Annotated in this window: 21 protein-coding genes; 6 read left to right on the forward strand and 15 right to left on the reverse strand. The window is 32.1% G+C overall.

All coding sequences use genetic code 11. The features are described 5' to 3' along the window. Window positions 1–42 precede the first annotated feature (42 nt). Window positions 43–1296 (forward strand): DEAD/DEAH box helicase, encoded by a 1254-nt coding sequence (locus tag Q1W72_RS01855; protein WP_121341963.1) that lies wholly within the window; start codon window positions 43–45, stop codon window positions 1294–1296. Between the two features lie 175 nt (window positions 1297–1471). Then, window positions 1472–1924: an Hsp20/alpha crystallin family protein gene (locus Q1W72_RS01860; protein ID WP_099715654.1), complete on the forward strand. Its 453-nt coding sequence runs from the start codon at window positions 1472–1474 to the stop codon at window positions 1922–1924. Window positions 1925–2083: 159 nt separating this feature from the next. Here the strand turns inward: Q1W72_RS01860 and Q1W72_RS01865 are convergent, their stop codons facing one another. The 3 genes from Q1W72_RS01865 to aroC all read right to left on the reverse strand — a co-directional run bounded on the left by Q1W72_RS01865 (window position 2084) and on the right by aroC (window position 7007). Beyond that, window positions 2084–4291 carry a response regulator gene (locus Q1W72_RS01865; protein WP_302137037.1) on the reverse strand — a complete coding sequence of 736 codons (2208 nt, stop codon included), beginning with the start codon at window positions 4289–4291 and terminating at the stop codon, window positions 2084–2086. 225 nt (window positions 4292–4516) lie between these two features. Further along, window positions 4517–5797 carry a dicarboxylate/amino acid:cation symporter gene (locus tag Q1W72_RS01870; RefSeq protein ID WP_099715656.1) on the reverse strand — a complete coding sequence of 427 codons (1281 nt, stop codon included), beginning with the start codon at window positions 5795–5797 and terminating at the stop codon, window positions 4517–4519. A 151-nt stretch (window positions 5798–5948) separates the two neighbouring features. Further along, window positions 5949–7007, reverse strand: coding sequence for a chorismate synthase (aroC, locus tag Q1W72_RS01875; protein WP_282743694.1), 1059 nt, complete (start codon window positions 7005–7007; stop codon window positions 5949–5951). A gap of 194 nt (window positions 7008–7201) precedes the next feature. Here aroC and Q1W72_RS01880 point away from each other — a divergent pair, with 194 nt between their 5' ends. Next, window positions 7202–8041 (forward strand): UDP-2,3-diacylglucosamine diphosphatase, encoded by an 840-nt coding sequence (locus Q1W72_RS01880; RefSeq protein ID WP_099715658.1) that lies wholly within the window; start codon window positions 7202–7204, stop codon window positions 8039–8041. Window positions 8042–8159: 118 nt separating this feature from the next. Next, window positions 8160–8663 (forward strand): hypothetical protein, encoded by a 504-nt coding sequence (locus Q1W72_RS01885; RefSeq protein WP_099715659.1) that lies wholly within the window; start codon window positions 8160–8162, stop codon window positions 8661–8663. Between the two features lie 49 nt (window positions 8664–8712). On the opposite strand, the gene Q1W72_RS01890 is transcribed toward Q1W72_RS01885, so the two are convergent. The 12 genes from Q1W72_RS01890 to Q1W72_RS01945 all read right to left on the reverse strand — a co-directional run bounded on the left by Q1W72_RS01890 (window position 8713) and on the right by Q1W72_RS01945 (window position 23188). After that, entirely contained in the window at window positions 8713–9141 is a 429-nt protein-coding gene (locus Q1W72_RS01890) for a protease complex subunit PrcB family protein (protein WP_302137042.1), read from the reverse strand. Between the two features lie 71 nt (window positions 9142–9212). Continuing rightward, window positions 9213–10346, reverse strand: a complete 1134-nt coding sequence (gene bshA, locus Q1W72_RS01895) for an N-acetyl-alpha-D-glucosaminyl L-malate synthase BshA (protein ID WP_099715661.1) — start codon at window positions 10344–10346, stop codon at window positions 9213–9215. Between the two features lie 75 nt (window positions 10347–10421). Then, entirely contained in the window at window positions 10422–12434 is a 2013-nt protein-coding gene (locus tag Q1W72_RS01900) for a heavy metal translocating P-type ATPase (protein WP_302137044.1), read from the reverse strand. A 208-nt stretch (window positions 12435–12642) separates the two neighbouring features. Continuing rightward, on the reverse strand, window positions 12643–13263 hold the full coding sequence (locus Q1W72_RS01905) for a phosphatase PAP2 family protein (protein WP_302137046.1): 621 nt from the start codon (window positions 13261–13263) through the stop codon (window positions 12643–12645). Between the two features lie 146 nt (window positions 13264–13409). Beyond that, a complete protein-coding gene (locus tag Q1W72_RS01910) occupies window positions 13410–16406 on the reverse strand; it encodes a glycoside hydrolase family 3 N-terminal domain-containing protein (protein ID WP_302137048.1) in 2997 nt (998 codons plus the stop codon). Between the two features lie 13 nt (window positions 16407–16419). Further along, entirely contained in the window at window positions 16420–16902 is a 483-nt protein-coding gene (locus tag Q1W72_RS01915; RefSeq protein WP_099715664.1) for an ABC transporter ATPase, read from the reverse strand. 38 nt (window positions 16903–16940) lie between these two features. Next, a complete protein-coding gene (locus Q1W72_RS01920) occupies window positions 16941–17549 on the reverse strand; it encodes a hypothetical protein (RefSeq protein WP_099715665.1) in 609 nt (202 codons plus the stop codon). 2 nt (window positions 17550–17551) lie between these two features. Beyond that, window positions 17552–18343 (reverse strand): (Fe-S)-binding protein, encoded by a 792-nt coding sequence (locus tag Q1W72_RS01925; protein WP_099715666.1) that lies wholly within the window; start codon window positions 18341–18343, stop codon window positions 17552–17554. 103 nt (window positions 18344–18446) lie between these two features. Next, window positions 18447–19778, reverse strand: a complete 1332-nt coding sequence (locus tag Q1W72_RS01930; RefSeq protein ID WP_302137052.1) for a (Fe-S)-binding protein — start codon at window positions 19776–19778, stop codon at window positions 18447–18449. 5 nt (window positions 19779–19783) lie between these two features. Further along, a complete protein-coding gene (locus Q1W72_RS01935; RefSeq protein ID WP_302137053.1) occupies window positions 19784–20749 on the reverse strand; it encodes an MlaD family protein in 966 nt (321 codons plus the stop codon). Between the two features lie 50 nt (window positions 20750–20799). After that, on the reverse strand, window positions 20800–21969 hold the full coding sequence (locus tag Q1W72_RS01940; protein ID WP_302137055.1) for an N-acetylmuramoyl-L-alanine amidase: 1170 nt from the start codon (window positions 21967–21969) through the stop codon (window positions 20800–20802). A 49-nt stretch (window positions 21970–22018) separates the two neighbouring features. After that, the gene (locus Q1W72_RS01945) at window positions 22019–23188 is read right to left on the reverse strand and encodes an N-acetylmuramoyl-L-alanine amidase (RefSeq protein ID WP_302137056.1); all 1170 of its coding nucleotides are present in this window, start codon (window positions 23186–23188) and stop codon (window positions 22019–22021) included. Between the two features lie 83 nt (window positions 23189–23271). Between Q1W72_RS01945 and Q1W72_RS01950 the strand changes: the two genes are divergently transcribed. Together Q1W72_RS01950 and Q1W72_RS01955 are read left to right on the forward strand one after the other, a co-directional pair. After that, window positions 23272–26019, forward strand: coding sequence for a putative LPS assembly protein LptD (locus Q1W72_RS01950; RefSeq protein WP_302137058.1), 2748 nt, complete (start codon window positions 23272–23274; stop codon window positions 26017–26019). Window positions 26020–26060: 41 nt separating this feature from the next. After that, on the forward strand, window positions 26061–26441 hold the full coding sequence (locus Q1W72_RS01955) for a Rid family detoxifying hydrolase (RefSeq protein WP_099715670.1): 381 nt from the start codon (window positions 26061–26063) through the stop codon (window positions 26439–26441). The last annotated feature ends 18 nt before the right edge of the window (window positions 26442–26459 follow it).

Genomic DNA, 26459 nt, shown 5'->3' on the forward strand with positions numbered 1-26459 from the left:
CACTATCTATGTACATAATACAGGATATTAAATACCAAAAATATGTTATTCGAAGATTTATCACTTTCAAAAAGTATACAAAAAGCCGTATTTGAACAAGGCTATCTTAACCCAACACCTATTCAAGAACAATCTATCCCAATTGTATTATCAGGAAGAGATTTAATAGGTTGCGCACAAACTGGAACCGGAAAAACAGCCGCATTTGCTATTCCGATTATACATCAATTGCATCGAATTGTAGGTTCTTCAAAAAAAGCCAAACAAATTCGTGCTTTAGTAGTTACTCCAACCCGTGAATTAGCTGTTCAAATAGGACAAAGCTTTGATACGTACGGAAAATACACAAATCTGACACAACTAACCATTTTTGGTGGAGTTTCACAAAATCCACAGGTAGACACTTTAAAGAACGGTGTCGATATTTTGATTGCAACACCAGGAAGACTACTAGATTTACACAAACAGGGTTTTATTGATTTAGACCATTTACACACTTTAGTTCTGGACGAAGCGGATCAAATGCTGGATATGGGCTTTGTGAATGATGTAAAGAAAATTGTAAAGCTTACGCCAAAAAACAGACAAACATTGTTTTTCTCTGCTACAATGCCAATTGCAATACGAGAATTAGCTGAAATGTTTTTGACTGATCCAGCAACAGTAACCGTTTCTCCTGTATCTTCAACTGCTGAAAATGTAGAACAACGTGTTTATTTTGTTGACAAAACAGAAAAAAGGAACTTACTATATCATTTAATTAAAAATGAAAATCTATCCGATGTTTTGGTTTTTTCAAGAACAAAGCATGGTGCTGATAATGTTGTAAAAGCATTGCGAAAAAACAATATTGCCGCAGAAGCCATTCACGGTGACAAATCACAAAATGCAAGACAACGCGTTTTGGATGCTTTCAAAAATAAAGAAGTTGGCGTTTTAGTCGCTACTGATATTGCAGCCAGAGGAATTGATATTGACCAATTGCCTTTTGTAATCAATTTTGACTTACCAAACATTCCAGAAACGTATGTTCACCGCATTGGTAGAACAGGTCGTGCCGGAAATGGCGGTATTGCAATCTCTTTTTGCAGTAAAGACGAGCATACTTATTGGAAAGACATCCAAAAACTAATAAAAGTGGATGTAAAAACCGTAAATGATCATCCTTATCCTTGGCATTCAGGAAGTCCTGAAACTGCTCCTGGATCCCAACAAAAAAATTCAAACCGAAGCGGTGGAGCTCACAAATCGAGAAAATCAGAAGTTTCTAAACAAAACAAAAAACGCTGGTATTAAAAATATTTAATACTTGTTTTCATCCGTAAGAAATACCTTTTTAAGTTTAAACTAAAAAGGTATTTTGTCGTTAATTATCTTATTTTCAACGTTTTATAAGTTAAATAATATTTGTAAATAAATAATATCATTAAATTTGATTCAAGTTATTTCAAACAATTAAAACTATAAAACTATGGAAACTTTAGTAAAAAGAAACGGTTTATTTCCCACTGTGAATACATTTTTCGATGATTTTATTTCAAGAGATCTTTTTGATTGGAATGATAAAAATTTTACTGCTATTGGCAGTAATTTACCTTCGGTGAATTTAAAAGAAACTGATGATAAATTGCAAGTGGAATTAGCTGCTCCGGGAATGAAAAAAGAAGATTTCAAAGTTGAAATTGACAACAATATGCTTATGATTTCATCCGAAAAAAAGGAAGAGAAAGAAGAAACAAGAAAAAAAGATAATTACGTCAGAAAAGAATTTAATTATCAATCATTCTGCAGAACTTTTACTTTACCTGAATATATTGATGAAAGTAAAGTTGAAGCCAGTTATAAAGATGGAATTTTGCATGTGGACATTGCCAAAAAAGAAATTGGCAAGAAAAAAGCAAATAAAACTATAGCTATCAAATAAATAGTATTCAATAATAGTTATTAGATAACGCCTTAAAAATCGTTAAATCCTTGGAATCAGTAATTGGTTTTGAAGATTTAACGATTTTATTTTTTATACAAAATCTATTAAAATTCCTCATCAAACAATTTTTAAAAAACAGGATTATATAAAAATAAATTAAGCGATACTTTTAGGTTTTGATATTAAAATACTGATGATTTCAAATAATTTAATCGAATCAAAAGGTTTAATGATGATATCATTGATTCCGGCAGAAAGTGCTTCTTCCGTTATTTCTGTTTTATCAAATGCCGTCAATGCTACAATGGGTATACCAATACCTTTAAGACGGATTTTTCTTGTTGTTTCAAAACCATTGATTAAAGGCATATTAATATCCATTAATATCACATCAAAATTCTCTTTTTCTAATATTTCTAATGCGGCGTAACCATTGTCAACAACACTACATTTATAGTTGTTCTTTTCAATCGTTTTTCTGGTAATAACCTGATTTATATGGTTATCCTCTACTACTAAAACATTAACGGTTTGGGTTGAACTCATATCTACTTGAATGTTATTAATAATTTCAGTTGTTCGCTCTGGATTAAATTCAAATGCAATTATAAATTTGAATGAAGTTCCCTCTCCTATGGCACTTTCGAGTGAAATATCGCTGTCAAACAATCCTAACATTTGTTTTACTATAGAAAGGCCTAAACCGGTTCCTTGGTAATCCGTTTCTTTCCTGCTAACCTGAACAAATTTATCAAAAATCTTTTCCTGATCTGTAGCATGAATTCCTATTCCGTTATCTTGAATTTTAAATTCTAAAAAATGGGATTTACCTTCTACTTTCACCAAGTTTACATTTATGCTAACTTCTCCTTTTTTGGTAAACTTCAATGCATTACTGACTAAATTCATAATGATTTGAGAAAGTCTTAACTTATCACCAATTAAATATTCCGGAATATTAGGATCAACATTCACATGAACTACATTATCATTCGTTTTAGCTATAAATGATAATGAACTTTTAACCATATTAATTTCATCAGAAATATTAAAAGTTAAATTTTCAAGAACAATTCTATTGTCTTCAATTTTATTAATTTGTAGAATATCATTCACTAATGATAATAAATATCGGGCAGAAAATTTAAGAGAACTTAAATGTGGACTACCGGCTAACTCTTTATGCTCATCAAGCAGCATGTTTGTAATCCCTACTACACCGTATAAAGGAGTTCTTAATTCATGACTGATTGTAGAGACAAATTGTGATTTTAATATAGACGCTTCTTCTGCTTTTTCTTTGGCAGCCAGCAATTCTATATTTGTTTGAGAAAGCTTTTCATTGGCTTTTTTCTTAAAATTATTATTCTTGAATAAAGTATAAAGCAATAATAACAGAAAGCAAAAAACTACCCCAAATAGCAATACAATGATTTTTGATTTCCTTAAACTTTGAAGCTGAGCCACTTTCTCCGTTTCAATTTTATCTATCTCTCTTTTGTATTCATCTAATTCTAAATTTATCCCGGCTAAATTAGCTTTCTTTATTTTTTCCTCGTTATATAGTTCGTCAGTAATTATGTTGTAACGGGCGAGATTTTCATAGGCATTTTTATAATCACCTTTCTTCAATAAATATTTTGAATATTCAAGATATGAAAAGGATAAATCTGATTTTTCATTTCCTTCATTTCCAAATTTTATAGCATTGATAAAAGATGATGTTGCTTTATCATGGACTCCTTTGTAACCATAATACATTCCATTTAGCATATTTACAGCTACAGCGTTTGTTTCATCACCATATTTTTTATTGTATTTGTTGATGAATTCTAAACTTGGGAAACCTTTTTCAAACAGACCAATATCAAAATAAGCCCAGGCAATATTAAGTTTAGTCATAAAAACCTGGTTGGTATCTGCTAATTTCTGACTGTATTTAAGAGAGTTTTCGTAAAAATTTATGCCTTTTTCATATTGCTTTTTCTCAAAACAATAGATATTTCCTAAATTATTATTTATCCTTTTTCTTAATGTGTCATTACTCGTCTTATCAGCATAGGATAAACTCTTGTTATAGAAGAATATTGCTTTATCAAATTCAGCCATCTCAGCATAATTTGCCGCAATTGTAATATAAGAAATGGCTGTTGAATATAAATCATTTGCATTAATGGAGGAACGAAGTGCCAATTTAGAAATATCCAGAGATTTCTCAAAATTAGACTCCTTTAAGTATCGGGAAGCTTCGTCAGTAAGGTTAGTGATTTCTTGCTTAGAATATGTTCTTGTTTGGGCAATTGAATTATCACTAAAACAATTTAATACAAACAATAGCGATAAAACAATACGTAAATGATACATAAACAATTAGAGTTTATCAAATATACATTTTATTAATAAAAAAAAGGGGAATAAGTGCATATTATCTATTAAAATAAAATTGAATAAGCACATTTTTTAAAAACAGCAATATTATCTTTAAAATAAGAAACAATTAAAATTCTGAATTTTTAAATCCAAAAAAAAACCTGCTCAACTAATTGAGCAGGTTATAGATGTTATTTATTGGAAAACGTACCGTAATAACTATTCTGAAGCTACAGTTTCATTTTCATCATTCCCTTCCCATTGTCCTACAACTGATGTAGCTAAGGCATTTCCTAAAACATTTGTTGCACTACGGAACATATCACAAAAATGATCTATTGGTAAAATTAATGCGATTCCTTCAATTGGAATATCAAACATACCGCAAGTAGCTGCAACTACAACTAAACTTGCTCTTGGAACACCTGCAATTCCTTTGCTGGTAAGCATTAAAACTAAAAGCATGGTCATTTGTGTTCCTAAATCTAAATCAATACCATAAGCTTGAGCAATAAAAATACTGGCAAAAGTCATGTACATCATACTCCCATCCAGATTAAATGAATAACCTAATGGCAACATGAAAGAAACGATTCTGTCCTTTACTCCAAAACGCTCTAATTCCTCTGTCAATTTTGGAAAAACCGCTTCACTGCTGGTTGTCCCAAAAGCAATAATTAAAGGACTTACAATTCTTTTAAGTAAAACAGTCATTCTGCTTTTTAGAAAAATGTAACCTACCACAATTAATACCAACCAAAGTGATGAAATTCCAACTAAGAATGAACCAAAAAATTTGAAATAGGTAATCGCTAATTCTTGAAAATCTCTTACTGCGAAAACTCCTGCAATGGCTCCAAAAACTCCTATTGGAGCAAATTTCATTACATAATTCACCATTTTAAGAACAATGTGAGATGTTTTATCTAAAGCATTTGTAACTGGCTTAACATAATCTCCCAATGATGCTGCGGCTAAACCAAAGAAAATAGAGAAAATCACAATTTGTAAAATTTCATTAGTCGCCATTGCTTCAAAAATACTTTTAGGCACAATATGCTCTATAAAATTTTCAAAAGATATATTTTGAGTTTTTGCAGTAACTTCAGAAACAGAAGCCAAATCAACATTTGATAAATTAAGACCAACTCCCGGTTCAAGTATGTTTACAAAAAACATTCCCAATAATAAAGAGATGAATGAAGCTGTAAAAAACCAACCCATTGCTTTTCCTCCAATTCTTCCAACAGCTTTAATATCTCCCAGTTTTGCAATTCCCACAACAAGTGTTGTAAAAACTAATGGCGAAATAATCATCTGAACTAATCGAATGAAAATTGTTGCCAAGATTTTAATTTTTGCACTGAAGCCTTGAGCTGCTTCTGGCGAAATGGAATTATGAATTACAATGCCTAAAATAGCACCTAAAACCATCGCAATTAATATTTGTCCCGTTAATCCTGAAAAAAAAGATGGTTTTTTAGTTGTTTTGGTGTTCATTAAATTGATTGTTAGGTTTTAGTCTTAACCCGTTACTTCACTCAACTTTATAAGTGTTCAGTGAATTTTCTTTACAATACTATCTTTTTCTTGTTTGCTGCCAAGCAAGGAAAAATAAATTGTAAAGCAGGAAAAGCTTCAAAAATTAATATTAATAGGTTTTGTTTATCAAATAAAAATCAGCTAATACAATGGCTGCCATTGCTTCAACTATGGGCACTGCACGCGGCACAACACAAGGATCATGTCGTCCTTTTCCAGTCATTTCAGTAATATTCCCTTTGTTATCCAATGATTCTTGTTTTTGCATAATGGTTGCCACTGGTTTGAAAGCCACACGGAAATAAATATCCATTCCGTTACTGATTCCACCTTGAATACCACCTGAAAGATTGGTTTTAGTAGTACCGTCAGGATTGTATAAATCATTGTGCTCGCTTCCTTTCATCCTAGCTCCATCAAAACCGCTTCCAAACTCAAATCCTTTTACGGCATTGATTGAAAGCATGGCTTTACCCAATTCAGCATGAAGCTTATCAAATACAGGTTCTCCTAAGCCAATAGGCACATTTTGAATCACACAGGTTACAGTTCCACCCACAGTGTCACCTTGTTTGCGAATATCACGGATATATTCCTCCATAATTACCGCTGAAGCTTCATCAGGGCACCGCACAGGATTATTTTCTGTTTTTGAAAAATCTAATTCTTGGTATGGTTTTTCTAAAAAAATTGGACCTACAGAAGATACGTAAGCATTGATTTTTATTTCTGACAGCATTTGTTTTGCTACTGCTCCAGCCACTACTCTACTGGCCGTTTCACGTGCAGAACTTCGTCCGCCCCCGCGGTAATCACGAACACCATATTTTTTTTCATACACATAATCAGCATGGCTGGGTCTGTAATTATCTTTTATATGAGAGTAATCATCTGATTTTTGATTGGTATTAGGAATAATAAAACCTATTGGTGTTCCAGTTGTTTTACCTTCAAATATTCCGGATAAAAATTGTACATCATCCGGCTCTTTACGTTGGGTAACTATAGCCGATTGTCCCGGCTTTCTTCTTGACATTTCAAATTGAATTGCATCTAAATCTATAGTTATTCCAGGAGGGCAACCATCTATTATACCACCTAATGCTTCACCATGTGATTCTCCAAAAGTTGTTATTCTAAATAGTGTTCCGTAGCTATTTCCTGCCATTATAATTAGTTTTGAACAAAAGTACCATTTTAGTTTAAAGTTTAAAAGCTTATCCCGAAATTTCGGGATAAAGTTTTAAGAAACATTTCACATTTATTGATATTAATTTAATCTTGTCTTAGATTTCTTAACCTTTAATTCCATTTCTATTGCTAATAATTCTATTAATTTGGTAAACTTCAAATTCAAATACATTGAAAAAAAGAAAAGTCGAGTTAGTGGTGATTTCTGATGTACACCTTGGAACTTTTGGTAGTCATGCTAAAGAACTTTATAATTATTTATCTTCTATAAAACCTAAAACGCTAGTATTAAATGGTGATATTATAGATGTATGGCAGTTTCGAAAATCCTATTTTCCAAAAGCACATTTAAAAGTCATACAAAAAATTATAAGTTTTGCATCCAAAGGGACAAAGGTTTACTACATCACAGGAAATCATGATGAAATGCTCCGAAAATTTAGCGATATGAATATGGGTAATTTCGCATTAGTAGACAAGTTAGTTTTAAATCTCGATGACAAAAAGGCCTGGATATTTCACGGTGATGTTTTTGATGCCTCTGTGCAACATTCAAAATGGATTGCCAAACTTGGTGGTTTAGGCTATGATTATTTAATACTTTCAAACCGATTTGTCAATTGGTGTTTATCAAAAATAGGAAGAGAGCCGTATTCTTTTTCTAAAAAAATAAAGGCAAGTGTAAAAAAAGCGGTAAAACACATTTCTGATTTTGAGAAAACGGCAACTGAATTAGCCATCGAAAAAAAATACGATTATGTTATATGCGGACATATTCATGAACCAAAAATGATTCATCAAGAAACTAAAAACGGGTCAACTTTATATTTGAATTCTGGAGATTGGGTAGAAAACTTAACAGCATTGGAATACAATAAAAAACGTTGGAAATTATATAACTATTCCGAAGCTAATTATATTGAAGAAGAGAACCTTTTTGAGATGGAAGATATTTTAAGCAATCAAATCGTGGCTTCAGCGCTTTTCTCCAAACAAAACATCCTAATGTAATACCAACATAAAAAAGCATCAAAATCCTGAAAAACGTAAATTATATAACTTTTCTATAAAATTTTATAAACTTCATACCCTACTTAATTATACATTTGTATCTATAAAAAACTTACTTATGAAAAAAATTATTTTATCGGCAATAATGTTAATTGGATTAGCATTTACCGCACAAGCACAAGACATTTCGAAAAACGCATTGGGATTACGTTTAGGTGGTAATAATGGTTTTGGTGGAGAACTTTCTTACCAAAGAGCATTAGGAAGCAACAATAGACTTGAACTTGATTTAGGTTGGAGAAACAGAAGTAACTATAACAACAATGGTTATGATGACAATGCAGTAAAATTAGCAGCTTTGTACCAATGGGTATGGAACATTGATGGTGGTTTCAACTGGTATGCAGGTGTTGGTGGTGGTGTAGGAAGCTACAGTTATGATAATAATAACGAATCATTTAATGATACTTTTGTATTTGCTGCTGGAGATATCGGTATTGAATACAACTTTGATATTCCATTGTTAATCTCTTTAGATTTCAGACCTGAGTTTGGAGGAAATGGATATTACGAAAACAATTACGGTTCTGATATTGCATTAGGTCTTAGATACCAATTCTAATATTTTAGAAAACATATTAAAAACGCCACTAGCAATAGTGGCGTTTTTTTTATTTAAAAATAATCTCTTTCTTGGAATTTATCTTGACTACACAAAAAGGATTTGTAAAAGCTTGTGTAACCATACTTCCCGGTTCAGGATTAGTTTCTTTTATGGTGATAACAATATTTTTATCGGTTTCAACAACAGTATCAATCCCTATACTGTAACCTCCAGATGTTTTTTCTCCCATATTCAAAACTATAAAATTCGCAGTCTGAACATCATTTGAGCTGATTTTATTTTTTAAATTTTCATCGTTCTGCAACATTGCAATTTCATTTGGCTCCGAAAGAATCTCAAAAAAACGAATACTTGCACCACCGTTTGTCTGTTGCGTCAAGACTTCATATAAAGAACTTTTATCAGAACTTTTTGTAACTGTTGCACCGCAGGAAACTAAAGCGACAGCAACTAGTGATACTATTATTTTTTTCATTGCAACATTTTATTGGTTAATGGATTAATTTCAAAAAGTTTTACTCTTTTTATTTTAGAAAAATGTAAAATCTATGCGTATTTTTTTATCGCTTTTTTATATAAAGCTTCATAAAGCGGCAAGATGTTTTTGATGTCAAATTGTTTTGCAACTGACAACGCATTTTCTTTAAATTTATGAAGAGTAGCGTCATCTTTTAAAATTTTCAAAGCGTTTTGTGCCATTTCATCTGTATTCCCAACATTGCTTAAATATCCGGAAATACCGTCAAAATTCACTTCTGGCAAACCTCCGGAATTACTTGAAATTACGGGAACACTCCAAGCCATTGCTTCGAGAGCCGCAAGTCCAAAACTTTCTGTTTCAGATGGTAACAAAAATAAATCAGTATAACTCAAAATTTTATCAATCTCATTACTGTTTCCAAAAAAGATGACTTTATCCTGAATTCCTAATTCCTGACATAAATATTCTGCTTTTTCTTTTTCAGGACCATCCCCTACCATCATCAATTTAGCAGGAATTTCTTTTTGAATATTATAGAAAATTTTAATTATATCCGGAATTCGTTTTACTTTTCTGAAATTACTGATGTGCGTAATGATTCTCTCATTTTTATTAGCCATTACAGAACGATGACAAGCTGTACTTGGATCATTATGGTTTTTATCTAATTCTATAAAATTAGGAATTACCTCAATTTCATTTTTTATATTAAATAATTTATGAGTATCATCTTTCAAACTTTGGGAAACCGAAGTAACAAAATCAGATTTGTTAATGCTAAAAGTTACGGCTGGTTTATAAAATGGATGGTTCCCAACTAATGTAATATCAGTTCCGTGAAGTGTAGTCACCATTGGAATATTAATTCCCTCATCTTTCAGCATTTGTTTGGCCATATAACCTGCATAAGCATGAGGAATTGCATAATGTACATGCAATAACTCGATTTTATAGAGCTTTACCATATCCACTAATTTGCTTGACAAAGCCAATTCGTATGGTTGATAATGAAATAATGGATATTCAGGAACATTCACTTCGTGGTAATGCACATTTGGATTTAAAAGCGCCAAACGTACAGGTTGACTATACGTTATAAAATGGATTTCGTGACCACGTCTTGCCAATTCAAGACCTAATTCTGTAGCGACAACACCACTTCCTCCAAAGGTAGGATAACAAACTATTGCAATTTTCATCTATGTATTTTAATGAAACGAAATTAATAAAAATAGGAATGTGTTTTATGGAAATTTAAGTTAAATCTTTAAAGTCTAAAACTTAATACGTTGGATTCTTACCGCATTTAAAATCGCTAATAAAGCGACGCCAACATCAGCAAAAACAGCTTCCCACATCGTAGCTAATCCTCCTGCTCCCATTACCAAAACTATCAATTTAACGGTAAAAGCTAAAAAAATGTTTTGCCAAACAATTTGTTTTGTCTTTTTTCCAATATTAATTGCAGTATAAATCTTAGTGGGTTGATCATTTTGAATAACAACATCAGCAGTTTCAATGGTGGCGTCACTTCCTAAACCACCCATTGCAATTCCTACATTTGCTAGAGCAATTACCGGAGCATCATTTACCCCATCACCAACAAATGCAACGCTTAAATTTTGCTTCAATACAGCCTCTAGTTTTTCAACTTTGTTTTCAGGCAATAAATTTCCAAAAGCCTGATCAATATTCAACTCTTTGGCAACAACAGAAACTATTGATTGATTATCGCCAGAAAGCATAATAGTTTCGACATTTAATTTGTGTAAGCTCTGGATTGCCTCTTTTGCATCTTCTTTAACTTCATCAGCAATAATAAAATAACCGGCATATTTTTGATTGACAGCAACAAGTATAATTGTAAATGGAATCGTATCAATTTCTGCATCATAAGTGATATTGTAATTTTTCATCAACTTAGCATTTCCTACTAAAATCTCTTTTCCATCCACAAAACCTTTTAATCCCAATCCTGGAATTTCCTTTACTTCAGTTACACTAGTAGCTTTTGTATGGTCTTTGGCAAATTCTATAATTGCCGAACCCACGGGATGTGTGGATTTAGTTTCAATTGCGGCTGTATAGCTAATCAAATCGGTCTCTGGAATTCCTACAGCTACAACTTTTTGAACTTTGAAAACCCCTTTAGTCAATGTTCCTGTTTTATCAAAAACGACTACTTTGACCGATGCTATTATATCCAGAAAAGTAGATCCTTTGAATAAAATTCCGTTTTTACTTGCTGCGCCAATTCCACCAAAATAACCTAACGGAATAGAAATCACCAATGCGCAAGGACAAGAAATCACTAAGAAAACCAATGCTCTGTACAACCAATCCTTAAAAACATAATTGTCTATAAATACCATTGGAAGCACACAAATAGCTATCGCCAGATAGACCACAATTGGTGTGTAAATTTTAGCAAATTTCCGGATAAACAATTCGGTTGGTGCTTTTTTTGCAGTAGCTTCCTGAACCATTTCCAGAATTTTCGATAATTTACTATCGGTGAAAGCTGTAGTTACTTCTACTTGAGAAACCGTATTGAGATTAATCATTCCTGCCAGGATTGTTTCTCCTTTAGATTTGGTATCAGGTTTACTTTCTCCTGTTAATGCTGCAGTATTGAAAGTGGCATGATCAGAAAGTAATTTTCCGTCTAAAGCTAATTTTTCGCCTGGTTTCAATTCTATGATTTCTCCAATGTTTACTTCCGAAGCTTTTTTGGAAACAATATTTACTCCTTCAATTACATTTGCTACATCAGGTCTTTGGTCTAACAATGATTTTATATTCGATTTTGCTCTTCTTACGGCTAACATCTGGAATAATTCACCAATGGCATAGAATAACATTACAGCCACACCTTCGGCATATTGACCAATTCCAAATGCGCCTAACGTAGCAATTCCCATCAAGAAAAATTCAGAAAAAACAGCTCCTTTACGGATGCTTTCATACGCTTCTTTCAAAACTGGAAAACCTACCGGAATATAAGCTATAATATACCAAACGATTCGAATCCAACCATTAAACCAAGATTGTGGAACGTAATTATCAAACAATAATACAATCAGCAATCCTATAAAACTAATTATGCAAGGTAAAAACATTCTGAAAGTGCTTTCATTTCCAGTAGAATGATCGTGATCTTCCTCATCATGATGTTCAGACTCACTGTGAGAAGAACAACATCCTGCATCTTGCTCTGCTTTATTGACTTTTTTTTCTTCTAAAGCACAGCAAGCTTGTTTATCATCCATATCCTGTTTGTGTGTCATTTTAGCTAATTTATTTTTAGTAAAAGAAAAATGCTAATACTAACCAAAGTGTTACTATTACTGTAAAGTTAGTTGAATTTAGTGTTTTATCTTTTGATACAGCACATAAAATTAATGCTAATAATTACCCAACAATTATTTGTTTACAATAAAATGTTTCAGACTTGAATTCTTTTCATTTTCAAACAATAATTATAGTGTTTCAAGTCTATTTGTCCTTTTTAGTACTTTTTTTATTAATCCATTTATTCACTTTATAACTAAGATAAGCCGAGCCAGTGCCGATAATTGCTCCTGCAAATACATCACTTGGATAATGAACCCCTAAATGCATTCGAGAATATCCCACTGCTCCTGCCCAAACAAATGATGGGGCAATAACATACCATTTAGGATAAGCCAAACTCAGTGATGTTGCTGTTGCAAAAACTAAAGAAGTATGCCCCGAAGGAAAGGAATTACCAACAGACGATGTTGCTTGATCGATATCCGGATAGGTTTCAAATGGTCTGTCTCTTTTTATAGTATGTTTCAATGCAGTGGTAATAAATGCATTTACTAAGAATGCTTCTCCTATAAAAATCGCCTGTTTCTTGATGGTACTGTCTTTCTTAATTAAAGCAACCGAATATAGAATAATGGGAGTTGCAACACTGATTGGAACCGCACTATTTGTTACTAATTTAAAACTAGAATCTAAATTCTTATTTCTATGAACATTGATATCCCGTAAAATATTTATATCACTATTTTGAGCATTTACAAAAGTCATGCAAAAAAGCAATACAATTAGATAGACTTTTGTAAAAACGGTATTCCTATTTTTCATCAAACAGTTTTTATCTCAAATATACTATAATACAGGCAAAATTTGTAATGAAATACTGCTAATAAAATCATTTTAACAAAAAAATAGTCCAAATGAAATTGTCTATAATTTCATTTGGACTATTTTATTATTCCGTCAAAGTAAGCTTAGTTTATAATCGCTTCATAAATCACCTTTTGGATATCTTCACGAATGTTTTCTTTGGATAATCTATTTTCACCTGCTATTGGAAAAGTTCTATTCGATAAAAACACATAGACAATTTGCGTTTCGGGATCAGCCCAAGCCATTGTTCCGGTGTAACCAGTATGACCAAAACTAGTCATCGAAGCGCAACCGCACGTAGGTCCTTCTGCACCCAATTGTGGTTTATCAAAACCGACACCTCTCCTATTTCCTGCCGCACAAAAATAACACGTATTAAAATCTTCAAATGTCTTTTCAGAAAAATACTGCTGATTGCCATAATTTCCTTTTTGCAAGTAAAGCTCCATTATTTTAGCCACATCCATGGCGTTCGAAAAAACACCAGCATGCCCGGAAACTCCGCCTTCTAAAGCCGCAGATAAATCGTTGACATATCCTTGTAAAAGCTGATGACGGAAATAGGTATCAGTTTCTGTTGGAGGAATTCTGTTTTTATCAAATTTCCCTAACGGATTGAAACTGGAATTATTCATACCGAGTGAGCGGTAGAAATTCTCCTGAATCAAAATATCTAATGTTTTGCTCGTTGTTTTTTCTAAATAATCTTTCAAAATCATAAAAGTAAGATCACTGTACTTGTACTCTTTTTTCAAGGAAAGCTTGCTCTTAACAATCATTTTCATAATGGTATCGCTAAAATCATTTCTTACAAAAAGACTATCTGTCATTCGTTTAGAAAACTGCTCTTCGAATGTTTTTCTAAAATAAACTTCCGAAGGAAATTTAGATTTATCCATTGTCGCTTTATAAAATGGAATTCCAGCGGCAAGTCCGGCGTAATGAGACAATAAATCTTTAAAATTAATATTGGCTTTATTGGAATCTTTAAAAATGGGAGACATGGTTCCTAATGTAGTTTCCAGATTTATTTTTTGCTGATCGTATTGCAACATTACATTCGGCAACGTAGCCAGAATTTTTGTCAATGAAGCAACATCATAAATATCTGAATCTTGAACTTTAATCGTTTTATCATAAGTATGGTGCCCGAATGATTTTTGATAAATAACTTTACCTTTTCTGGCTACCAAAACTTGAATTCCAGGCGTCATTTTGCCATTAATCGCTTTATTGGCAATGGCATCAATTTTGGATAAAATTTCAGCATTCATTCCTACATTTTCAGGAGTTGTGAATCCTAAACGATTTAATTTTTCAGTTGCTAAACCATCATTTACTTTAAAGCTCGTATTAATAGAAACCGGTAATTTTCCTTTGGCTTCAATCGCTCCAAAAATTAGTTCTGCAGAAACTATTTGTGCAATCGTACTGTTTTGATAGGAAACAACCAATCCTTCGAAATCTTCAAAATTTGTAATGGGTAATAACGAATACGGTTTTGCAAAAACATCCAGAATTACATTATTGTTTTTAGCTAAAAAATTGATTTTAAACAATTCATTAGATTTTAAATCATCGTTTCTAAAAGCTACATCTGATTTATGATATCCAATGATTACTGTTGTAAACCCTTGCAATTTTACTTGTAAACTATCTAAATTAGTATCTGCAACTACAGTTACGTCAGCGTATTTTTTCAAAGTCGAAACAAAAGCATCATTACTGTCATCTCCTATTTTTACATAAGCTATTTTTTGTTTGTCCAAATTTTTTATTGGTAAAACAGCAGCCGTATTTTTTAGAACAGTAACTGCGTTTTCATACAACTCATATTGTAAAGCATCATTTTCAGATGAGTTTAAATCGTTATATAAATTTTCTGTTGCAATAGGTTTATAAGAGTTTAAACCTGCTTTGTATTTAAATTTCAAAATTTTCTTTACCGAAAAAGCCAATCTTTCGTCAGAAAATAAATTAGCTGAATAGGCCAGCTTAAATTTTTCAATTGCTGAAGGAACATCTTCAGGAAATAACAACACATCATTTCCAGCCATAAAAGCTTCAAAATTAATTTCGCTTGGTAATTTAAAGTTACTTACACTTTTCATATTCAAAGCATCGGTAAAAATAAGCCCTTTGAATCCTAATTCTTTTTGAAGAATATCAGTAACCACATTATAGGAAATCGATGAAGGATAATTAGGTCTTGACTCTAAACTGGGAACGTTTAAATGCGCCACCATAACAGAAGAAAGTCCTTCATGAAACATTTTTTTATACGGATAAAACTCTACATCCATTAATCTTTCTTTCGAAAAATTAATCATTGGTAATCCTTTATGTGAATCCGTTTCAGTATCGCCATGACCAGGAAAATGCTTTCCTGTGGAGAAGATTCCTTGACTCTGAACCCCTTTCATTAAAGCAATGGCGCGTTCAGTAACTTTGAATTTATCTTCGCCAAAAGAGCGAAAACCTATTATAGGATTTCTGGGATTTGTATTGATATCAAGAACAGGAGCAAAGTTAAATTGCAAACCCAATCGTTTACTTTGTTTTCCCATCTGAAGGCCAACTTTCTCTAACAATTTCATATCCTGGATGGCTCCAAGTGTCATATTCCAAGGGTAACGATAGGTAGAATCTAATCGCATACTCAATCCCCACTCAGCATCACTACCAATAAACAAAGGGATTTTTGACTTCGATTGAAAACGATTGGATAATTTAACTTGACGAACAGGACCACCTTGAAAGAAAATCAATCCTCCAATTTTGCTTTCCTGAATCAGTTTATCAATGCCCTTGAAGTGTACGGTATCTTTATTAGAATAAGCGGCAACCATAAATAATTGCCCAAATTTCTCCTCTAAAGTCATAGCATTGTAAACACTATCAACCCATTTATTTCCTTCAGGAGATAATTCAAAAATTGTTGGGGTATTACTCGATTTGATACTGTCCAAATTTTCTACTTTGGACGGAATGTTGGCTACAATTACTTTATTCTTATTAATTTTTGTCCCAACACAACTTGAAGCAACAAAGAAAATTAAGACATAAAATAAAACAATTTTGATGCCTATTTTTCTCATTGAACTGTTTTGTTTAAAAAAAGCGACTATGCCAGCTATCGATGGCAGGAACTTCCCAAGATTCATTGTATTCTTCTATATTATTAACTAAATTATTGAAAACTATAGTGTTTTCAGTAACCGCTTTATCTTTTACCATTTTCTTGAAATCAATCAAAGGCTTGTGGGCTATATGCTCTCCAAGTTTGAAAGTAACATTCATTTTATCCAATAAATCAACCGTGTATTTTTGTTCTAAACTTTGAATAAATTCCACAGATGAATCTATAGAACAACCTGTAGCTGCTTGTACATCCTGATTTACGGCAATAATGATAAATCGGTTGTATTTTAATTGATACGATGATTCTAAACTGGTACCGTGTGCAGCCCAACCTTCAAGAAAGGATTGCAAAGCAGTTTCTATTTCAGAAAACTCGGCATCCGAAAATTTTCTGTTTGATTGATAAATCCAGATTCTGGATTCTTCGGGTAAATTTTCAAATGGAACGTACATAATATTATTTTTTTCTAGATTTTCAGAAAATTAAAAATTTACTTTTTTGCTAAATCAGTTATAACTTTAAAATATCTAAATTCTTTATTTTTTGGATCAAAGAGTTCAATTTCAGTATAACTCACTTTTATACTATCTTTTTTATTAATCTCATTATTAGTTAATAAAGAGGCTGTTTCAAAGTAATCTAATAACAGAAAACTAAAATTTCTTCCATTTTTATCTTTTACCTGAAGTGTGATAAATTGTTCTGTTTTTATTTCGGTTACTTCACCTTCAATAAAAGCAATCTCTTTTACTTCCTCTATTGAATCATCTTCATCAATAGATCTTTTGCCCATTTCCATAATAATTTCGGGACAACTAACCATCATTTTCATTGCTACTTTTTCTCCTAAGTTTTGCATTCCTTTTTCATCATCAAAACTTATTTTATCTTCCGGTTTAAATTCTGAAAGATGAGAAGAATAACTTTGTATCATACACACTCCAACTTGGGTCTGCATCTCCTTTTTATTCATCTTAAAATAATCTATCTTTTTTGCATTTAAACATTCACAAGTTTCTTTTCCAATAACATCAAAAATATCCTGAGAATATGACACTGAATTGCAAAGTACAATTAGAATAAAAAATATTTTTTTCATAATTACAAATCTTGTGCATTAGCAATTAATTCAGCAATATCCATAACTTTTACTTCGCCTTCCTTTTCTTTGTTTTTAATACCGTCAGTCATCATGGTATTACAAAAAGGACAACCCGCAGCTATAATTTCTGGTTTTGTTTCTAATGCGTCTTCGGTTCTTTCAATGTTGACTTCCTTGTTTCCAGGTTCAGCATCTTTAAACATTTGGGCACCACCGGCACCACAACATAAACCGTTTGCTTTAGAACGTTTCATTTCTACTAATTCAGCATCCAATTTAAGAATCAAATCTCTTGGCGCTTCATACACATTATTGGCTCTTCCTAAATAGCAAGGGTCATGAAACGTAATTCGTTTTCCTTTAAATTGTCCTCCTTCAATGGTTAATCTTCCGTCGTCTAACAACGATTTCAAAAACTCAGTATGATGAACAACTTCATATTTTCCGCCTAATTCTGGGTATTCATTTTTTAAAGTATTGAAACAATGCGGACAAGCAGTAACAATTTTTTTTGCTTCGTATGCATTCAAAACCTCGATATTCATCATGGCTTGCATTTGAAACAAAAACTCATTTCCGGCTCTTTTTGCAGGATCACCGGTACAACTTTCTTCAGTACCCAAAACGGCAAAAGGAACATTGGCACGATTTAAAATTCGAACAAATGCCTTCGTTATTTTCTTTGCTCTATCGTCAAAACTTCCAGCACAACCTACCCAAAATAAAACTTCTGGTTGTTTCCCTTGAGCTAACATTTCGGCCATAGTTGGCACTATTAAATTCTCTGACATACTATTTTGTTGATTCGGTTATTTGCTTATTTGGTTAATCACAAATTCTTAATTTATAAATCGGTTATTCGTTAAACAAATAACCAATTAAACGATTTAACGACTATTCGTTTTTCCAATTCAATCGGTCTTGCTGATTGTATTGCCATGGCGCACCGTTATTCTCTATATTAGTCATCATTGCATTAATTGGCATTGGTGCAGCACTCTGTTCCATTACTAAATAGCGTCTCATATCCATGATAATTGAAAGCGGACTAATATTTACAGGACATTCCTCTACACACGCATTACATGATGTACATGCCCAAAGTTCTTCAGGAGTGATATAATCGTTCAATAATGTTTTGTTATCCGGAATAAAAACACCTTTATTGGCATCAATATTTCTTCCTACTTCTTCCAATCGATCTCTTGTATCCATCATGATTTTACGTGGAGACAATTTTTTTCCTGTTATATTCGCAGGACAAGATGAAGTACAACGACCACATTCGGTACAGGTATAAGCATTCAATAACTGAACCCAATTTAAATCCTGAACGTCACTGGCTCCAAATTTACTTGGAACCGCATTTTCATCTACTGGTGCTGCTGCAAAAGGATCAGCATTTGGATCCATCATTAGTTTTACTTCCTTAGTAACAGATTCTAAATTATCAAATTGTCCTTGAGGATTTAGATTCGCAAAATACGTATTTGGAAATGCTAACAGAATATGTAAATGTTTAGAAAAATAAAGATAGTTCATGAAAATCAGAATTCCGGTAATATGCAACCACCAGAATATTTCGGAAAGAAGCATCACTAATTCATTTGACATTCCATTGAATAATGGCTCAATAAATTGGCTTATTGGAAATGAACCTGCTTTAATGAAATGAGAAAAACCTCCAGGTACATGCTGTAAATGCAAATCAGAAGCATTCATCAATAAAAACAATGTCATTAAAACTACCTCAAAATACAAGATGTAATTAGCATCGTTTTTAGGTGCTCCATTCAAATCAGGATTAGCAAATCGCTTTAGTTTGATGATATTTCTTCTTATCCAAAAAGAAGCAACTGCAACTAAAACTAAAAGAGCCAAAATTTCGAAAGAAGCAATCAGTACATCGTACATAGTTCCTAAAAAAGCAAAAACACGATGCGTCCCAAAAAGTCCGTCAATAATAATTTCTAATAATTCTATGTTTATAATTACAAAACCTACATAGACAATAATATGCAATACTCCAGCAATAGGTCTTTTCACCATTTTAGATTGACCAAGAGCAATCATGGCCATATTAGTCCATCGTGCTTTGGGATTATCTGAACGATTTACATCGGTTCCAAGATTGATATTCCTTCTAATTTTTTTAACACTGTTGAAAAAATATCCAAAACCAATTACCAATAGAATGGCAAATAAAATATTGTCTAAATAGCTCATAATTGCTAATTTTTTACATTAGGTATAGAATCGTTTACAGGAGCAACATAAGGCTTGTTTTTCTTTCCAAACAAAGAAATATTTACATATCTAGTTGGGTAAAGTCGAACATCCTGCAATAATAATTCTAATTCTTTTGTGGAACTTTTAATATTCTGGTAGAAAGCTTCATCGTTCAATAATTTGCCCATAGATCCTTTACCAGATTCTAAACCAGTCATAATACCATCGACTCTGGCTAAAGTTGCATTTAGATTTTTAACCGTTTTACCCAAATCAGCTTTATTCAGCGAATCAGATATTTTAGAAAAATTTCCGGATATTTTATTAAAATTAGTAACAACTCCATTGATTTGAGTTTTGTTAGCATCTAATAATGTATTAACGCTTAAAGAAGCTTTATGAAATTGCTCAATAGTCTTGCTCAATTCCGCTAAAGTAAGTTTTAAATCCTGCTGTCCTTTTTGGTCTAAAACATTATTCAATCCTGAAATTAATTTTTCAGTACTTCCCAATAACTTTTCTAATTTTTCCTGAAGTGGTGCTAATTGATCTCCAACTTTATCTGTTAGTCCTAATTTTACTCCGCCTTGTAATTTTTGACCATCAACAGCTAATGTTTTATCATCAAAATTAGGAATAATTGCAATTTGTTTTCCTCCGATAAATCCTGGCTCATAAATAGAAGCTGTACTCGATTTAGAAATTGGAAAATCAGTTTTTAATTGTAATTCAACTAATAATACACCTGTGTTTTCATCAATTGTGATACTGCTAACTTTACCAATAACTAATCCGTTTAGTGTAACCGGCGCAGATGTGGCTAAACCTTCTACACTTTTATATTCGACATAAAATGTTTTGTAATTGGTAAAAAGGTCTCTTCCTTTCAAAAAACTGTAGCCCCAGATAAATAATAAAATAGATGCAATTACTAAAATAGCAGTTTTAATTTCTCGTGTTATTTTCAAAATTTAAGTATTTTTTACAAATTTAATATAAAATATTTGACTTGTTGTAATTATTTAAGTGCTTCTTGAATACTAATATTCTTTCCATCTTTAATTGCAATTATATACGCTGAAGTATATCCTTTGGATTTCACAACTTTCAAATCCTGTTTTGCAGTGTTATAGTCTGATGTTAAGCCATATGCATACTTATATAAAGATCCATTGCTTGTTGTCATCGAAACATTTTTTAATCCTTTAAAATTTGAAGGATTTAATTTAATATTTTTATTTCCGGCGGCAAATTGAACTTTAAAAACTACATCAGAATTTTGTGTTTTCGACTCTTGCTTTTGCGAAACTTGTTTTTCTATAATTCGTTTTGATTTAGTACTCTTTGAAGTATCTTTTATCTCATTTTCGACTACTTTTTTAGATGGCAGCTCTTCATAATCATCATTGGATGGCGTTCCAAAATATTCTTTCTTGTAAGCAATAATCGCTGATGCAATAGCTTCAGCCATATTATTTTGTCCTTCCTCTGAATTTAAATAAAGTCCTTCTTCGCTATTGGATAAAAAACCCAATTCAATCAATACACTTGGCATATAAGCCGCATCCAAAACCCATAGCGGAGTCTGTTTTATACCTCTTGATTTTCGATGTAATTTATTTTTAAAATTACTCTCAATTTTTGAAGCCAGATTTATGCTTCTATCTAAATAATCTTCTTGCAGAATTTTTAATCCAATCAAGGTTTCAGGATTCTTAGGATCAAAACCTTTGTAGGTTTGCTTGTAATCTTTCTCCAGTAATATCACTGAATTTTCTTGTTTAGCAATTTCTAAATTACCTTTACTTCTTGCCAAACCCATTACAAAAGTCTCTGTCCCAAAGGGAATTGGGTTATCAACAGAATTACAATGGATAGAAACAAATAAATTAGCATCAATACTATTTGCTTTTTTTGGTCTATCCTTTAATTCTATAAAAACATCTGATTTTCTGGTATAAACAACTTGAATATTATTATCTTTTTTAAGGTATTTTTCTAATTTCAAAGTCGTTTTAAGAGCAATTTCTTTTTCAACAAAGCCATGATAGGAATTCCCCGGATCTTTACCTCCGTGACCCGCATCTAAAATAACCGTAAACTTTTGATTGGATTGAGAAAAAGTATTTGAGCAGAAAAATAGAAATAGCGCTAAAATTGTGGTTTTGAATCCTCTGGTTATTTTCAAAATATAAGTATTTTTTTTACAAATTTAATATAAAAAAGATAAGCTATTACTATTTAATTACGTCTTGGATATTAACTTTCTCTCCATTTTTAAATGCAATCAAAAACGCAGAATTATATCCTTTTTCTTTCGCCTCGCTTAGTTGCTTTTTTGCTTCATCATAATCTGAAGTTTCACCATACATATATTTGTAAACCCTGTTTTCATAGGCTACAGAAATATTTTTAAGTCCATTAAAATTTCTTGGAACTAAATCTAATTTTTTACTACTGGCTGAAAGTTGCACTTTGAATAAAGGCTTAACATTATCAACCGTTTTTTTTACTTGTGATGATTCTGCTGCGGCTTGTGGAATCATTTTAGGTTTAGCAGGAGAAACTGTATCTCTTATAGGTTTTTCGTTGATTTTTTGCGAAGGCAACTCTTCAAAAATTTCAGTTTCACCATTGCCAAAATATTCTTTTTTATAACTGATAATTGCATCAGCGATAGCTTTGGCAATTTCATTTTGACCGTCTTCAGAATTTAATATATTTCCTTCAATAGAATTCGAGATAAATCCCATTTCGATTAATACTCTAGGCATGTAAGCTTTATGAAGTACCATAAAAGGTGCTTGCTTTACTCCTCCTCCTCTAATTTTTTTTCCTAAATCTGCAAAAGAATCTTCTACCTTACTTGCTAATGAAATACTATTGTCTAAATATTCTTCCTGCATCAAAGTCATTCCTATCATAGTCTCCGGAGAGTTTGGATCAAATCCTTCGTATTTTTGTTTGTAATCTTTCTCTAATGTGATTACAGAGTTCTCTTTTTTAGCGGCTTCAAGATTTGACGCTACTTTACTTAAACCCATTACGTAGGTCTCAGTTCCATCGGCAGCGGTATTTCTATTGGCATTACAATGAATCGAAACAAAAATATTAGCGTTAAATCTATTGGCAATATTCGCTCTTTCAATTAAATCAATAAACACATCTGTTTTTCGGGTATAGTTGACATTAATCTGTGGTGTTGCTTCTAATATTTTTCCAACTTTCAAAACTACTGCCAAGGCAATATTTTTTTCTACACGCCCTTCATAAACAGCACCAAAATCATGTGCTCCGTGGCCTGCATCTAAAGTTACCTTGAAAATATTGGATTGACTAAAGCTCGATAAAGAAATTATCGTCAAAATAAAAGTTAATATTATTTTTATTTTATATGTAATACGCATAAATCCAAAAGTTAATTTAATTAAAACACTACCCTCATAAAATTTTTTATTTGGCTATTTTTGACAAAAAATTATATGTAAGTTTGACATGTCAAAAAACAGGCCATAATTTTACAAAAATAGCATTTAAACCTTTGCATACAAACTTATTTAATATCGTTTTATTATCATTTTTCCTGTCATTGGGGTGTGGTAAATTATATTCTCAAGATATAACAAAAAAAAAGACGGCTACATCCGCAAAAAAACAAGCAGACACTACCAATTTAGATACTAGCAAAAAAAATACTGCTCCTTTATCTGTTAAAAAAGAAGCTGACTCCATAAAAAAAGACACTGTAAAACCTCAAAAAGCATTTCTTGATGGAAAGGTGAGATACAAAGCGGATCAATATGCTAAAATTGACCAAAAGAAAAAGCTCATCACATTGTATGATAAAGCAGAACTGTATTATCAAGATGTCGAATTGAAATCTGGTATAATCGTTATGGATTATGAGAAAAACGAAGTCTACGCAGGACGTATTAAAGATTTAACTGGTGCTTACACACAATACCCAAATTTCAAGCAAGGTGCTAATGTTGTAGAACCAGATTCTATTCGTTTTAATTTTAAAACAAAAAAAGCTTTAATCTGGAATTCCAGATCAGATCAAGGAGAATTTAAAATTAAAGCTTCTATAACAAAAAAAGAAAATGACTCTGTTTATTTTTTAAAAGGAGCTCGTTTCACCACTTCAAAAGATGTTGATAATCCTGAATATTATTTCCAAACCAACAAAGTAAAATTTATTCCCGGTAAAAAAGTAGTTACCGGATTGACTAATATGGTCATTGCAAATGTTCCTACTCCTATAGCTTTACCGTTTGCTTTTTTTCCAATGAGTAAAGAAACCAGCATTTCAGGATTGATTTTACCCAGCTATAACGACTCCAACAATCGTGGATTTTCTCTTCAAAATTTAGGATATTATTTTGCGTTGAGCGACAATTATGATTTAACCGTTTTGGGAGATTATTATACCAATGGAAGTTATGGTTTGCGTTTTGAATCCAGTTATGCCAAAAGATATAATTATAGAGGAAACTTAAACATTAGATTCGAAAATTTAATCACCAGTGAAAGAGGATATCCTGATTATTTGAAACAAAATATTTATAACATTCAATGGTCTCATTCCAAAGATTCTAAATCAAATCCTAATTCCAGTTTTTCAGCTTCTGTGAATCTTGGAAGCAGTAAATACTTCAAGCAATCCATCAATCAGGTTAATATTGGTTCGAATCTTAATAATACATTAAGCTCTTCGATATCGTATTCAAAAACATTTACTTCGGTTCCACAAGTCAGAATGTCTTTGACCGCAACACACTCTCAAAATACACAAACAGAAGAAATCAATATGACTTTGCCAACACTACAATTGAGTGTTGACAGGATTTATCCTTTTGTAAGTAAAGATGGAGTCAAGAAAGGTTTTTTCAAAAACATCAATTTACAATACAATTTAAACGGTAGAAATAGTATTGTAACTACTGACTCCTTATTCTTTAAACCACAAATGTTTAGAGATGCAAAAGTTGGTTTTCAACACAGCATTCCATTAAGCACCAATTTTAAATTATTTAAGTATTTCAGTGCATCAACCTCTATGAATTATGAGGAAATTTGGTATACCAAAACAATTGAAAGAAGCTATGATGTAGACCAAAGCAAAGTTGTTGATAAAACCATAAATGGATTTGACGCTTTTAGAACGTACTCCTTTTCATCCAGTGTAGGAACAACTATATATGGAACTTTTAATTTTGGCAATGACAAAAAAATCAAATCGATAAGACACGTTATGAGACCATCTGTATCGTATGGCTATACTCCTAGTTTTGAAAAATACTACGACACCTATGCTTCAGACGCTAGCGGGACAATGAAACAATATTCCAGATTTGAAAGCGGAATTTTTGGTGCTCCGGGATTAAATAATTCCAATACTTTAGGTTTTGATTTGAGCAATACTTTTGAAGCAAAAGTTACAGACAAAGACAGTACTAAAGTAGAACCTAAAAAAATAATGCTGCTTAATAACTTGAACCTTTCCACTAGTTATAATCTTGATGCAGATGGCGTAACTACACTTGCTTTTGCTCCAATAAGAGTTAGCGGTGGTACAACATTATTAGACAACAAAATGAATGTCAATTTTGGTGCTACATTAGACCCATATGCCATTGACAATTCAGGAAACCGAATAAATGTGTTCAACATTGATAATGGCGGAAGTCTTTTTAGAATGACAAGCTCAAATATGACTTTAAATTACTCTATTTCGAGCCAGGGCAAAGACAAAACCGATAAGGACAAGAATACCCAAAGTCAACGAAATGGTGGTCGTGAAGATGATTTATTTGGGACAAATACTGATTTAGGTGACAGCCGAAGAAGTCAATTTGATGAAGAGGATGAAGACGAAGGCGAAGATAAAATCTCGGAATTTTTCAACTCAAAGTTACCTTGGGACATGACATTTGCTTATTCCCTGACGTACGGAAATAACAATAGAGAAAATAAAATCATTGGTAATTCTATAATGATTTCAGCAAATGCTGATATAACTCCAAAATGGAAAGCCGGAGTATCTACAGGTTATGATTTTGTACAAAAAGGAGTTACTTTCACACAGCTTCGTTTTGAGAGGGATTTATTGAGTTGGAGAATGGATTTTAACTGGTCTCCATTTGGAACAAATGCAAATTGGGGTTTCTTTATCGGAATAAAATCTGGTGTTCTTAGTGATATCAAATGGGATAAGCGAAGTACCATAAACCGATAATTGATTCTTAAACTTTTTACTATATAAAAAACAACTGTTTTATGAAAAAGATAATTTTTACAGAAAATGCTCCGGCACCAATCGGGCCATATAACCAAGCTGTTCTTAAAGGAAATACGCTATATACTTCTGGTCAGATTGCAATTAATCCTGCAACTGGAGAATTGACTACGGAAACTATTGAAGCGGAAACCGAGCAAGTAATGCAAAACATGAAAGCCGTACTTGAAGCAGCAGGAATGTCATTTGAAAATGTTGTAAAAACAACCATATTCATCATGGATATGAATGATTTTGGAAAAATAAATACCGTTTATGGTTCTTATTTTAACGAAAAAACCGCTCCAGCTCGTGAAACGGTTCAAGTGGCATGTTTGCCAAAAAATGTAAATGTTGAAATTTCAATGATTGCAATACTTTAGTTAGTATTGCAATCATCT

It is taken from the genome of Flavobacterium sp. ZE23DGlu08 (assembly GCF_030505335.1).
In the GTDB taxonomy this organism is placed as follows: domain Bacteria; phylum Bacteroidota; class Bacteroidia; order Flavobacteriales; family Flavobacteriaceae; genus Flavobacterium; species Flavobacterium algoritolerans.